This window comes from Streptomyces sp. NPDC002886 (genome assembly GCF_042888445.1).
Taxonomy (GTDB): domain Bacteria; phylum Actinomycetota; class Actinomycetes; order Streptomycetales; family Streptomycetaceae; genus Streptomyces.
Map to the genome: position 1 here is coordinate 706,423 of NZ_JBIAPV010000002.1, position 12,447 is coordinate 718,869.

At 73.5% G+C, this 12,447-nt stretch carries 11 protein-coding genes; 8 read left to right on the top strand and 3 right to left on the bottom strand.

Features of this window, described 5'->3' with window-relative positions:
• Positions 1-20: 20 nt before the first annotated feature.
• A complete protein-coding gene (locus tag ACFYYB_RS09365; RefSeq protein WP_389434247.1) occupies positions 21-416 on the bottom strand; it encodes a nuclear transport factor 2 family protein in 396 nt (131 codons plus the stop codon).
• 105 nt (positions 417-521) lie between these two features.
• Between ACFYYB_RS09365 and ACFYYB_RS09370 the strand changes: the two genes are divergently transcribed.
• A complete protein-coding gene (locus tag ACFYYB_RS09370; RefSeq protein ID WP_389434249.1) occupies positions 522-1,097 on the top strand; it encodes a GNAT family N-acetyltransferase in 576 nt (191 codons plus the stop codon).
• A gap of 61 nt (positions 1,098-1,158) precedes the next feature.
• Here ACFYYB_RS09370 and ACFYYB_RS09375 read toward each other — a convergent pair whose 3' ends face one another.
• Positions 1,159-3,219 (bottom strand): DHA2 family efflux MFS transporter permease subunit, encoded by a 2,061-nt coding sequence (locus tag ACFYYB_RS09375; RefSeq protein ID WP_389434250.1) that lies wholly within the window; start codon positions 3,217-3,219, stop codon positions 1,159-1,161.
• A 1,181-nt stretch (positions 3,220-4,400) separates the two neighbouring features.
• On the opposite strand from ACFYYB_RS09375, the gene ACFYYB_RS09380 reads away from it, so the two are divergent.
• Together ACFYYB_RS09380 and ACFYYB_RS09385 are read left to right on the top strand one after the other, a co-directional pair.
• On the top strand, positions 4,401-5,156 hold the full coding sequence (locus ACFYYB_RS09380; RefSeq protein WP_389434251.1) for a peptidoglycan-binding protein: 756 nt from the start codon (positions 4,401-4,403) through the stop codon (positions 5,154-5,156).
• 132 nt (positions 5,157-5,288) lie between these two features.
• The gene (locus ACFYYB_RS09385) at positions 5,289-5,975 is read left to right on the top strand and encodes an HAD-IA family hydrolase (RefSeq protein ID WP_389434253.1); all 687 of its coding nucleotides are present in this window, start codon (positions 5,289-5,291) and stop codon (positions 5,973-5,975) included.
• Positions 5,976-6,513: 538 nt separating this feature from the next.
• On the opposite strand, the gene ACFYYB_RS09390 is transcribed toward ACFYYB_RS09385, so the two are convergent.
• On the bottom strand, positions 6,514-6,966 hold the full coding sequence (locus tag ACFYYB_RS09390; RefSeq protein ID WP_389434255.1) for a VOC family protein: 453 nt from the start codon (positions 6,964-6,966) through the stop codon (positions 6,514-6,516).
• A 105-nt stretch (positions 6,967-7,071) separates the two neighbouring features.
• On the opposite strand from ACFYYB_RS09390, the gene ACFYYB_RS09395 reads away from it, so the two are divergent.
• The 5 genes from ACFYYB_RS09395 to ACFYYB_RS09415 all read left to right on the top strand — a co-directional run bounded on the left by ACFYYB_RS09395 (position 7,072) and on the right by ACFYYB_RS09415 (position 12,331).
• Positions 7,072-7,278, top strand: coding sequence for a hypothetical protein (locus ACFYYB_RS09395; protein ID WP_389434256.1), 207 nt, complete (start codon positions 7,072-7,074; stop codon positions 7,276-7,278).
• Positions 7,279-7,652: 374 nt separating this feature from the next.
• Positions 7,653-8,315, top strand: coding sequence for an HNH endonuclease family protein (locus ACFYYB_RS09400; protein WP_389434258.1), 663 nt, complete (start codon positions 7,653-7,655; stop codon positions 8,313-8,315).
• Between the two features lie 144 nt (positions 8,316-8,459).
• On the top strand, positions 8,460-10,112 hold the full coding sequence (locus tag ACFYYB_RS09405) for an alkaline phosphatase D family protein (protein WP_389434259.1): 1,653 nt from the start codon (positions 8,460-8,462) through the stop codon (positions 10,110-10,112).
• A 159-nt stretch (positions 10,113-10,271) separates the two neighbouring features.
• Positions 10,272-10,892 carry a DedA family protein gene (locus ACFYYB_RS09410; protein WP_389434260.1) on the top strand — a complete coding sequence of 207 codons (621 nt, stop codon included), beginning with the start codon at positions 10,272-10,274 and terminating at the stop codon, positions 10,890-10,892.
• 908 nt (positions 10,893-11,800) lie between these two features.
• On the top strand, positions 11,801-12,331 hold the full coding sequence (locus ACFYYB_RS09415) for a hypothetical protein (protein WP_389434261.1): 531 nt from the start codon (positions 11,801-11,803) through the stop codon (positions 12,329-12,331).
• The last annotated feature ends 116 nt before the right edge of the window (positions 12,332-12,447 follow it).

The window sequence follows — 12,447 nt, forward strand, 5'->3', positions numbered from 1 at the left end:
CTCTCCCTTGCCTGTCCGGCTCAGGCCCAGAAGGCTTCCATCTCGTCGATGTCCTCGATGCAGACGTCGAGGTCGCTGATCTTCCCCCCGACGATCGTGAAGAAGATGCCCTCGTGGATCTCGATCCCGCGGTCTCCGCGATCGGCGCGCGTTGTGTGGAAACTCATGACGTGGCCACGGCCGTCCGCGAGCAGTTTGTCCAAGTGGAGCCGCATGGTGCCGTGCGTCTCCTCGCCCATCCGGCGATAGAGGTCGAGGACGGCTTCCCGCCCCTTGTGGTGCCCGGAGATGGGGCTGGCGCCGGGGACGTGCTGGATGACGTCGGCCGTCATCATCGTGCTCAGCTTCTCCATGTCGCCCTGGCCGAATGCCTCGTAGCCGCGGCGGATCAGGGCACAGTCAGGATGCTCCGACATGACGGTCACGCCCTTCGTGCGTACGGTTTGACCCTTTTCCTATCATCGGCCCGGCCTTGTGGATATTCCAGCGCGGGCGGCCGGGGATCGCACCACAATGACGTCATGACCAGCAGAGAGACGCTCCCCACGACTGCGCCCACGACCACGGCGTCGCCCACCCCCACACCCGCGGTGTCGCCCGGCACCCCGCCTCCGGGCGGGACCTGGCAGGTCACCGCAGAGCCGTTCACCACCCCGGACGCCACGCTGCTGCGCCGCGCGTACTACGCGGAGGTCGCCGGCCGGTACTGGCGGCGGTCCGTCACCGAGGCCGAGATCGACCAGGGCCTCCTGGACTTCCCGGACGACGACCTCGCGGCGCCGACGGGCCGGTTCCTGGTCGGCAGACTCGACGGCCGGCCCCTCGCCTGCGGCGGGATACGTCTGCTGGACCCCGTCACCGCCGAGCTCACCCGGGTGTACGTGGACCCGCGCGCCCGCGGTACGGGTGGCGGGGCGGCTCTGCTCCGGGTCCTGGAGGACGCGGGCCGCGCGCTGGGCGCCGAGCGGGTCCGGCTGGACACCCGGTCCGACCTGGTGGAGGCCCGCGCCTTGTACGCGCGCCACGGGTACGCGGAGATACCCGCGTACAGCTCCGGCCCCTACGCCGAGCACTGGTTCGAGAAGCGCCTGGCCTGACCGTTCACGCGGCTCGGCTCCACCCTGGCGGCTCGGCGGTTCGCCCTGGCGGCTCGCTGGTTCACCTGGCGGAGTGGTCCCGGCGGGGCAAGGTCTCGTAGGGCTCCTCGTCCACGGAACCGCAGAGCTCCGAGTTGATCTCGGCGACCAGCTCGGACAGGTCGGTCGGGCGGTCCGCGGTCCACCAGTCGCCGAGCAGCTCGGCGAGCGACTCCTCCCGCGCGGCGGACAGCTTCAGCGCGCTCTCGCGCCCCTTGGCCGTCAGGACCAGCGGCAGGCCGTCGCGGACGGCGAGCCCCCGTCCCTCGATCTGGCGGCCCGCGTCCGTGATGGCCCGCAGCGGCACCATGGTCTTCTCGGCCAGCACAGCCGGGTCCGCGCTGCCGTACTTGTTGATCCGCAGCAGCAGCCAGCTGGCGGCGGGCAGCAGGTCGTAGCCGGCCTTCTCGGTGATCTTCTCGTAGACGTGCTTGCGGCCCTGGAGGGTCCCGAGCGTCGTCAGGGCGCGGGCGACCTCCTCCCGCGACGAGCGGTGGACGGGGTTGGAGGCGAGGGTCTCGGTGGCATCGGGAGCCGTCACCGAGGCGCGCAGCTTGTCCTCCTTGAGGAACCAGGCCACGACGAAGGCGACCAGCACCACGGGCGCCGCGTAGAGGAAGACGTCGGTGATGGAGGTGGCGTAGGCGTCGAGCACGCGCGGTCGCAGAGCGGCGGGGAGGGCGCCGATGGCGCGCGGGTCGGCCTCGAGCTTGCTCGTGTCCAGCCCCGGCGGCAGCGGGATGCCCTTGAGCGCACCGGCCAGCTTGTCGTCGAGCCGGTTGGTGAAGATCGTGCCGAAGATGGCGACCCCGAAGGAGGCGCCGATGGAGCGGAAGAAGGTGGCACCGGAGGTGGCGACGCCGAGGTCGGCGTAGCTGACCGAGTTCTGCACGACCAGGACGAGCACCTGCATGACCAGTCCGAGGCCGGCGCCGAAGACGAAGAAGTAGACGCTCATCTCCCAGGTGGAGCTGGTGCGCTCCAACTGGTGCAGGAGCAGCAGCCCGACCGCGGTCAGGGCCGTGCCCGCGATCGGGAAGACCTTCCAGCGTCCGGTGCGGCTGACGATCTGGCCGGACACGGTGGAGGTGATCAGCAGTCCGAGCACCATCGGCAGCATGTGGACGCCCGACATGGTCGGGGAGACGCCCTGGACCACCTGGAGGAAGGTCGGCAGGTAGACCATCGCTCCGAACATCGCGAAGCCGACGATGAAGCTGATCAGCGAGCAGAGCGTGAAGGTCCGGATCCCGAACAGCTTGAGCGGGAGCACGGGCTCCGCGGCCCGCCGCTCGACGAAGACGAAGGCGATCAGCAGGACGAGGCCGAGTGCGGCGAGCCCGAGGATCTCCGGGGAGCTCCAGCCCCAGGTGCCGCCGAGCGAGGCCACGAGCACCAGGCAGGTCGCGACGGAGGCGATGAGGAAGGTGCCGAGGTAGTCGATGGTGTGCTTCTCGGTGCGCACCGGGATCTTCAGGGCCGCGGCGATGACGACGAGGGCGACGAGACCGATGGGGAGGTTGATGTAGAAGACCCAGCGCCACGACAGGTGGTCCACGAACAGTCCGCCCAGCAGCGGACCCAGCACGCTGGTGGCTCCGAAGACCGCACCGAAGAGCCCCTGGTACTTGCCGCGTTCGCGCGGCGGGACGATGTCCCCGACGATCGCCATCGACAGCACCATCAGCCCGCCGCCGCCCAGTCCCTGGAGCGCGCGGAAGCCGATGAGCTGCGGCATGTTCTGTGCCAGGCCGCACAGGGCGGACCCGATCAGGAAGAGCACGATGGCGGACTGGAAGAGCTTCTTGCGCCCGTACTGGTCCCCGAGCTTGCCCCACAGCGGCGTGGCGGCCGTCGAGGCGAGCATGTAGGCCGTGACCACCCACGACAGGTGCGACATCCCGCCGAGGTCGCTGACGATCGTCGGCAGGGCCGTGGACACGATCGTCTGGTCGAGCGAGGAGATGAGCAGTCCCAGCAGCAGCGCGCCGATGGAGACGAGCACCTCACGTGAGGCGTGTTCGGCGCTGGGGCCGGATGTCCGCTTACGCGGGTCGGGCTCCGTGGTCACGTCCTGCACCATCGGCTCCTCCTCGGGCCTGATCGACTCCTCCATCCTGAGTGGTGTGTCCCGTTATGGCCTCTCGGGCGTGTTGGGCGGGTTACCGGGGGTCTGCATAATCGCAGGCAGCGGCCAGGGGAGGGATTCGAGTGAGCACTGAGCACTGTCCGGATTGCGGCACGACGGAAGGGGCCTGCGACTGCGCACGAGGCTTCCAACCCTTGCGCGTCCGCCCCTACGTCACCCACCCCACCCCACCACCCCAGCCGACCACCCCGCCCCACCCGGACCCGGCTCACACCCCGCCTCGCCCGGACCCGGCGGGTACCGCACCACACGCGGGCCTGGCCGGCGCCCCGCCACGCGCGGACCCGGCGGGCACCCAGCCACACCCGGGCCCGGCGGGCACCCCGCAGCACCCAGGCCCGGCGGGCACCGCGCCACGCCCTGAATCGGCGGGCACCGCGCCACGCCCTGACCCGGCGGGCCCCCAGCCACACCCGGACCCAGCGGGCACTCCGCAGCACCCAGGCCCGGCGGGCACCGCGCCACACCCGGGCCCGGCCGGCACCCCGCAGCACCCGGGCCCGGCCGCCACCGCTGGGCACCCCGCTCCCCCGAATCCCGCGCCCCACCCGGCCCGAACGGCCACCCCACCGCCGCGCCCGGGCCCGGCGGGCACCCCGCCACACCCCGACCCGGCCGTCGCTCCGCCCCACACCGACCCGGTGGACGCCGCGCAGCACCCGGGCCACACGGCCGACGCGCAGCCCCGCACCGACCGGGCAGGCAACGCCCCACACCCCGAGTCGGCCCGCCCCGCCCCAGGAGGCGCCGCCGCTCACCCCGGTTCGGCAGGCACCGCCGCGTACCCCGCCCCGACGGGCAACCCGCCGCACCACCCCGGCGGAACGGCCGCCTTCCCGGCCTACCCCGGCCCGGCGCCAACCGCGTCATACCCCGGCCCGTCGGATGCCGCGTCGCCGTACCCCGGCCCGTCGGATGCCGCGTCTCCGCACCCCGGCCCGTCGGATGCCGCGTCTCCGCACCCCGGCCCGTCGGATGCCGCGTCTCCGCACCCCGGCACGGCCGGACCGACCGGCACCCCGCCGCCGCCCGGCCCGACCCGCGCCGCGCCGCTCCCGACGGGGGCCGGTACTCCGGCGTACGGAACACCCGTAGCGTCTCTGCCCGAAGAAACGATGCAGCTGCGCCCCGTCCCGGCGTACGAGCCCTCCGCGGCGCCCGGAACCTATGGCACATACGGATCCCCCGAGGACCACGCGGAAAACCAGGCCGGCCCGGCTTACGGCGCACACGGCATGGGCGGCGCGGACGGCACACGCGGCATGGACCGTACGGGCGGGCCGTACCCGCCCAGACCCCCGCGGCGCCGCATACGCGCGCTGCCCGCCGCCGCGGCCGCCATCGTGCTGATCGGCGTGGCCGTCATCGCGCTGAGGGCCGCCTCGGACTCCGCCTCGCCGGAGGCCGCCCTCGTCGACGCGAAGCCCTCCGCACCCCTGACCAGCCTCACCCAGGTCGCCCCGTCACAGCCCGCCGAGAGCGTCGGCCCCTCGCCGTCGCCGTCGCCGTCCCCGTCGCCCTCCCCCAGCCCCTCCCGGTCGGCGTCCGCCTCGCCGTCCCCCTCGGCCTCCCCCACCCCGAGCCGTACATCCTCCCCCTCGGCCGCCCCGTCGCCCACCCCGAGCCGATCCTCTTCTCCGACCTCGCGCCCCCCGACGCACGCGCCGACCCTCCGGTACGGGGATTCGGGCCCCGAGGTGGAGAAGCTCCAGCGCCTGCTGGCGGCGCAGGGCATCTACCACGGGAGGTACGACGGCCGGTACGGCAACCGTACGGAAGCGGCCGTATCGACCTTCCAGGCGTACAACGACATCGACGAGGACCCTTGGGGCGTCTACGGTCCGGCGACCCGTCGCGCGTTGGAGGGATAGAACACACCGCATCTGGTGGCGAGCACCCCTCCGCGTTTTGTATTCTTCAGGAACAAAGTGGTTCCGTCCTCACTCCCTGACCGGTGGACGGAACCACTTGTTCTCTTTCCCGTCCCGTCTGGAGCCTCTCCGATGCCGGCCAGCACCACCACCGCCACCGCCCCCGCCGTCCTGACCGCCAAGGCCCTGCTCCTGGACATGGACGGCACCATCGTCAACTCGGACGCGGTGGTCGAGCGCTGCTGGTACGACTGGGCCGTCGCCCACGGCCTGGATCCGGAGGCAGCCCTCAAGGTGGTCCACGGCCGCCAGGGCTACGCCACGATGGCGATCCTGCTCCCGGACCGCCCGATGGAGGAGAACCTCGCCGAGAACGCGGTGATGCTCGCCCGCGAGACCGCCGACACCGAGGGCGTCGTCCCGATCGGCGGAGCTCCCGCCTTCATGGCCGCCCTCAGCACCCTGCCGCACGCCCTGGTCACCTCCGCCGACGCGGCCCTGGCCACGGCCCGGATGACGGCCGCCGCACTGCCGATGCCCGAGATCCGGGTCACCGCCGAGTCCGTACAGGCCAGCAAGCCCGACCCCGAGGGCTTCCTGATGGGCGCCGCCGCCCTCGGCGTGGACCCGGCCGACTGCATCGTCTTCGAAGACTCGGCCGCCGGCATCGCCGCGGGCCAGGCCGCGGGCATGCGGGTCATCGGCGTCGGCCCCCGCGCCGCCGCCCACGGCCCGACCGCCCACGTCCTCGACCTGACCGCCGTCGCCGTCGCCGCCTCCCCCGACGGCTCCATCACCCTCACCCTCCAGACGGCCTGACCCGGACCGCCCGACCAGCGGCATGCCCTGGTCGGGCGGCGGGACGTACTCGATCGCCCGTATCCCGTATGTACGGACCACCGGCTACCAGCGCGCGACCGCGTGCCCCCTCGAGGGACGGCCGGGTAGGTGAGGTGCGGGGTCTCGCACCCTCGCGTCCCGCGCACGCTCCTCGCATAGGGCCCGGCCCGGTTCCCGAGCGGGTGGCCCAGGCGACCCCTCGGATCAAGACCGGAATCCACGCCGCAGGCCCGCTGAGCGAAGGAACCGCAGACCATAGCGTCGCGGCTGACCTTCCGCCGCAGGCGAACCCTCCGGAGGCCGGCCGTTCGCGGCGAGGGAATACGAGGTGACCGAGGCCGGCGCGCGCCGTGGAACGGACTGACGCCCCCACTGGTCCAGAGCGGACTCCGACCACCAGTCGGCGCACGACAGGCCTCCGCCCCGCGCCTCTCTGCCCCGGCATCGGACTGGACACGGCTCTCCGGGCCGACCCAGGCGACCCGCCCAGCCCAACCAAGCCCAGCCCATCACCGACTCAGGCGACGCAGAACTCGTTCCCCTCGGGATCCTGCAGCACCACCGCGTAGTGCGTCTCCAACTCGTCCAGCACGCGCAGCACAGTCGCCCCCGCGCCGATGAGCCGCGCCACCTTGTCGTCGACCCTCCGCGTCCGGAGCTCCATCGGGACACCACGTCCGCCGCTGACCTTCACATCCAAGTGCACCCGGTTCTTGCCGGTCTTGGGCTCCGGAACCTGCTGGAACCACACCCGGGGCCCCCGCCCGGACGGATCCACGATCGACTCCGGCACTTCCCCCACCCCTTCGGGCAGCTCCTCCTCGGGCACCCCCATGCCCTCCCAGTACGCGCGCCAGGTCGCGTGCCCGTCCGGCGCAGGCTCCGGCACGTAGCCCAGCGCTTCGGTCCAGAACGTCACCATCACCCGCGGGTCGGCGCAGTCGATGGTCAGTTGCAGCGTGGTCTCCATGAACCCAGCCTCGCAGGCGGGTCTGACAACGCGGGGTACGGTCGGCCGTGGCGCACCGGATCAGCGGTATGCGCAGGTGGAGCACGTGACCACGGGGGAAATGCCATGACCGAACTGATCGCTCTCTTCGCCCTGATGGGCATTACCGGGCTGTACGCCGTCGCCAAAGTGATGCGCAGGGAACGGCGCCACCGCGCGGAATCGGCGGACGGACTGCTGATCCAGCTGGAGCGCACCGAGCAACTGCGCAAGGACCGGACCACTTACGGATCCAACGCCGTCCACAACAACCCCTTCACCACCGGACTCTGATTCCGGATCACGGCGCCGCCCCCGGAACGACCGGGCGCGGCGCCGTCGCCATGCCCGCTGCCGGCGCCACCCAGAGGCCACCGCCGCCGCCCCCGAAGCCACAGCCACAGCCACAGCCACAGCCACAGGCACAAGATTCAGGAAACGGGCCGGGACACCGACCCCACTCCCGCCCAACCCGGCCCAAATCCCCAACTCCCCCCACCCCGAGGCCCGTCACCCACCTCGCCATGACATGCTCATGCCTTCAAACTGTCACCTCACGCCCACCCCCGCGAAACCCGGCGCGGCCACCATGGCCACGCCCCACAGCTCACCCACCCCACCACCCAAACCCACCCCTCACCCTCACCCTCGCCCTCCCAGGAGCCCTCATGTCCTCCGCATCCCCCACGCCCTCCGTCTACGCGCGTCGACTCGGCGCGCTCGCCTCCATACTCGCGGCCGCCTCGCTGACCACCCTCCTCGCCGCCCCCACCGCCGCCGCCTCCCCTCCCACCCCCATCAGCGCCGCGGCCGCCCGCTCCTACCTCGCCACGGTCACCCCGAAGACCGAAGGCACCACCAGCGGTTACAGCCGCGACCTCTTCCCGCACTGGAGCACCGTCTCCGGCACCTGCAACACCCGCGAGACCGTCCTCAAGCGCGACGGCTCGGGCGTGGTCCAGGACTCCGCGTGCGCGGCCGTCAGCGGCAGCTGGTACTCCGAGTACGACGGCGCCACCTGGACGGCCGCCTCCGACATCGACATCGACCACATGGTCCCGCTCGCCGAAGCCTGGCGTTCCGGCGCCAACTCCTGGACCACCGCCAAGCGCCAGCAGTTCGCCAACGACCTCACCCGCCCCCAGCTCATCGCGGTCACCGACAACGTGAACCAGGCGAAGGGCGACCTCGACCCCGGCAAGTGGCTGCCGTCGCGCACCGCCTACCGCTGCACGTACGCGCGCATGTGGGTCGAGGTCAAGCAGTACTGGGCCCTGAGCATGGACTCGACCGAGAAGACGGCCCTGGTCAACATCCTCAACGCCTGCTGACACCCCCCACGCCCGCACACCCCGGGCCACCCCCGCGCCCCCACCCCTGGCCAAAGATCTTTCCCCCGCCAGGGGGAGGTGGACCACCCCCTTCCCGTCGTACGGTGACCGAACGGCAATGCCGGATGAAGGAGGGGGAGTTGCATGGGGACATTGCGCCTGGGACCGCTGCTGCGCCACGTCGACTGGGACACGGGCGACTCCGCCACACTGTGGATCGAGGCGGACCGCCCGTGCACCGCCGAGGTGCGCTGCGCCGACGGCTCCGGCGGGAGCGTCCACACCTTCCAGATAGCCGGCCACCACTACGCCCTGATCACCGTCACCGGCCTCACCCCGGACTCCACCACGGGGTACGAGGTCTTCCTCGACGGTCTCCGGGTCTGGCCGCTGCCCGACAGCCCGTTCCCCGCGAGCACCATCACCACCCCGCCCGCGCGACGGCCCGGCTCCACGGCCGCTCCCGACCTGCGCCTGACCTTCGGCTCCTGCCGCCAGGCCGCCCCGCCGGCCGACCGGCGCGGACCGCACGGGCCCGACGCCCTCGACACCCTCGCCGCCTCTCTGGCCGCCGATCCGGAGGCGGTGCGGCCCGACGTCCTGCTCCTCCTCGGCGACCAGGTGTACGCGGACCAGCTCTCCCGCTCCACCCGACGGTGGCTGGCGGCCCGGCGGGACCTCCGCGAGGCCCCCGGCGCCCAGGTCGCGGACTTCGAGGAGTACACCCGGCTCTACTACGAGTCCTGGCTCGATCCGGAGATCCGCTGGCTGCTCTCCACCGTGCCGAGCCTGCACATGTTCGACGACCACGACGTCATCGACGACTGGAACACCAGCGCCGCGTGGCTGGCGGAGATGCGTGCCACCCCGTGGTGGCAGGAGCGGGTGGTCAGCGGCCTCATGTCGTACTGGGTGTACCAGCACCTCGGCAACCTCTCCCCCGCCGAACTGGCGGCCGATCCCGTGTTCGAGGCGGTCCGGGCGACCCCCGACGGCACCGACGTCCTACGGGCCTTCGCCACCTCGGCGGACGCCGACCCGGCCAGGGCGCGCTGGAGCTACCGGCGCGACTTCGGCCGGTCCCGGCTGCTGATGGTGGACACACGGGCCGCCCGGGTGCTCGCCGAGGACGGGCGGGCCATGCTCGATCCCGCGGAGCAGCAGTGGCTCCGGGAGAACGCCCTGGCCGGACACGGGGGTTACGACCACCTCCTCATCGGCTCGTCACTGCCCTGGCTGATGCCCCCGCTCGTGCATGACGCGGAGGTGTGGAACGCCGCGCTGTGCCGCGGGGAGCGGGGCCCGAGATGGGCCCGGATCGGCGAGGACCTGCGCCGCCGGAGCGACCTCGAACACTGGGCGGCGTTCCCGGACTCCTTCGCGATGCTCAGCGACCTGATCGAGGAGGTGGGCACGGGTCCCCGGGCTCCGGCGACGGTGTGCGTGCTCTCGGGAGACGTGCACCACGCGTACGTGGCGGAACCCCGAATACCCAGCACGGCCCAGGTGTTCCAGCTGACCTGCTCCCCGGTCCACAACTCCATCCACACGGCCGTGAAATGGGGCTTCCGGCTGGGCTGGTCGCGGCTGGGCCGGTGGCTGGGCCGGGGCTTCTCGCGGCACGGCCGGACGGGCCGGCCTCCGCTGAGCTGGCGGCGTACGGGCGGCCCGTTCTTCGGCAACCAGCTCATGACGCTCGCGCTGTCGGGGCGCTCCGCACGGCTGCGCCTGGACCAGGCCCGCAAGGGCCCCCGCCTGGTGACGGTGCTGGACCGCGACCTCACACCACCCCACTGACGCGCGGCGGGGCGGACCCGTCACGCCGGAGCACGGCCCCGGGCGTCCGGTCCGTGGACACCCGGCGTACGCTGTTCCGCTGTCAGCCGCCCCTGCCGCTCCCCGCGACGTCGCGGCGCCTCACGCCGAGGCACGTCAACCGGACTGGGGAGTCCCGTTTTGCTTGAGACTCTGGGCTCGCTGACTTCGAGTCCGTGGATCTACGCCCTCGTGGCGCTGTCCATCCTGCTCGACGTGTTCCTGCCGGTGCTGCCGAGCGGGGTGCTTGTGGTCACCGCCGCGGCTGCCGCGGCGGCCGCGGGTCCCGTGCCCGTGCAGTCCCAGGTGCCGGACATCCTGGCCCTCCTGGCGACGGCCGTCACCGCCTCGGTACTGGGCGACATGGCCGCGTACCGCCTGGCCCGGCGGGGCGGGGCCCGGCTCGACCGGGCCATCGCCCGGTCCCGCCGGCTCACCCGGGCCCACGAGCGCCTCGGCACCGCCCTCGCGCGCGGCGGCGGCGCCCTGGTCGTGGTCGCCCGCTTCGCCCCGGCCGGCCGCTCGGTGGTCTCCCTCGGCGCGGGCAAGACCCACCGCAAGGTCCGGGAGTTCCTGCCCTGGTCGCTCCTGGCCGCCATCGCCTGGGCCGGCTACAGCATCGCCCTCGGCTACTTCGGCACCCAATGGCTGGGCACCACCTGGCTCGGCAGCGCCATCTCCCTCATCGCCCTCTTCGCCGCCGGCTCCCTGGCAGCCTTCGTGGTCCGCCGCCCCACCCCCGCGCCCACCCCCGCCGCCTGACTCCGCCCGCACGGGCTGATGGACCAACATCCCGGCCCGGCCGCCCACCTTCCCCCGGCCCCGGCCGCTCGATAGCCCCACGCCGACCCCACCCACCCCGCCGACCCGGCCCACCCCCTCGCCACTCCGCCCCGGATGTCCCGTACCCAAGGCCGACCCGGCCGCTCGATAGCCCCGCGGCGGCCCCACCCACCCACGGCCCGGCCCATTCCCTCGGCACTCCGCCTCGGATGTCCCGCACCAAGGCCGGCCCCGGCCGCCCGATAGCCCCGCGCCGGCCCCACCGCGCCATCCCGGCCCGCTCGCTCGGCACTCCGCCCCAGATGTCCCGTACCCAGGGCCAGCCCCGGCGCTCGATAGCCCCCGTGCCGGCCCCACCCACCCAGCCGGACCGGCACGCTGCTCGGCACTCCGCCTCGGATGTCCCGTACCCAGGGCCAGCCCCGGCGCTCGAAAGCCCCCGCGCCGGCCCCACCCACCCCGCCGGCCCGGCACGCTCCCTCGGCACTCCACCTCGGATGTCCCGCACCCGGGGCGGCCCCGGCCCCGGCCCCGCTCCCCCGCCGCCGCCCCGCGCGGATCGCGGGCTCAGCCGTTCGCCCCCGCAGCAATCGCCGCGGCCACCCACCCTCCGCCAGCCCCTCCACCCGGCCCCTCCCCCGGCCCCGCGGTCGGCCCCGCGCCGATCCCCCGGCCTCCCCACCCGCAACCAGCGCCCGGTCCCAGTCCCACCCGCCCCACTCGTCCCACCCGCCACACCCGCACCGCCCGGCTCCCCCGGGCGGAGCAGTCGCTCACCCGTTCACCCGGCAGCGATCGCCGCGGCCGCGCCGGGCTCCTAGCGTCCAGAGAACGGTGCATACCCGAATCCGCGCCGCGCCGTTCCCGGAGCCCGAGGAGTCCTCTCCATGCCCGCCACCCCCCGCAGCCCGCACAGCCCCCGCCCCCGCCGCCACCGCCCCCTCCCCCGCCTGCTGGCCGTCGCCGCCGCGACCGTCGCCTTCGCCGCGGCCGCGCCCCCGACCCTCGCCCAGGCCCAGCCCTCCGGCAGCGTCTCCCCGACCAACGTCGCCCCCGGAGGCCGGGTCAGCCTCAACGTCACCGGCTGCGGCACCCGCACCGGCAAGGCCACCTCCCGCGCCTTCGGCGACGTCTGGCTGACCCCCGGCAACGCCGAGGCCACCAACCTCTTCGGCTCCGCCACCACCTCCCGGAACATCAGCGCCGGCTCGCACCCCGTCACCTTCGAGTGCGGCGGCCCCGGCGGCGAGCGCGTCACGGTGGCGCTGAACATCACCCCGGGCGCCGCCCGCGGTGGACTCGGCGGCAGCGTCGGCTCCATGAGCCCGGGCCAGATCGCCATCGGCGGCGCCCTCGTGGCCGGCGCGCTGGGCGCCGGTGCCTGGATCCTGCGCCGCCGCACGGGCCACGCCTCCTGAGGCGACCCGGCGCCCCGCCCGCTCCGAGCCGCCGGCACGGGAGTGGCCGATGGTCCCGCCCCACTCGGGACTTTCCCCACTCCCGCCGGGCACTCCCTCCCGCAAGGCTGAGTCCA

Excerpts from the sequence above, each read along its gene's own strand:
- ACFYYB_RS09365 (WP_389434247.1), bottom strand. The coding sequence starts at position 416 with ATGTCGGAGCATCCTGACTGTGCCCTGATCCGCCGCGGCTACGAGGCA.
- ACFYYB_RS09370 (WP_389434249.1), top strand. The coding sequence starts at position 522 with ATGACCAGCAGAGAGACGCTCCCCACGACTGCGCCCACGACCACGGCG.
- ACFYYB_RS09375 (WP_389434250.1), bottom strand. The coding sequence starts at position 3,219 with ATGGTGCAGGACGTGACCACGGAGCCCGACCCGCGTAAGCGGACATCC.
- ACFYYB_RS09380 (WP_389434251.1), top strand. The coding sequence starts at position 4,401 with ATGCAGCTGCGCCCCGTCCCGGCGTACGAGCCCTCCGCGGCGCCCGGA.
- ACFYYB_RS09385 (WP_389434253.1), top strand. The coding sequence starts at position 5,289 with ATGCCGGCCAGCACCACCACCGCCACCGCCCCCGCCGTCCTGACCGCC.
- ACFYYB_RS09390 (WP_389434255.1), bottom strand. The coding sequence starts at position 6,966 with ATGGAGACCACGCTGCAACTGACCATCGACTGCGCCGACCCGCGGGTG.
- ACFYYB_RS09395 (WP_389434256.1), top strand. The coding sequence starts at position 7,072 with ATGACCGAACTGATCGCTCTCTTCGCCCTGATGGGCATTACCGGGCTG.
- ACFYYB_RS09400 (WP_389434258.1), top strand. The coding sequence starts at position 7,653 with ATGTCCTCCGCATCCCCCACGCCCTCCGTCTACGCGCGTCGACTCGGC.
- ACFYYB_RS09405 (WP_389434259.1), top strand. The coding sequence starts at position 8,460 with ATGGGGACATTGCGCCTGGGACCGCTGCTGCGCCACGTCGACTGGGAC.
- ACFYYB_RS09415 (WP_389434261.1), top strand. The coding sequence starts at position 11,801 with ATGCCCGCCACCCCCCGCAGCCCGCACAGCCCCCGCCCCCGCCGCCAC.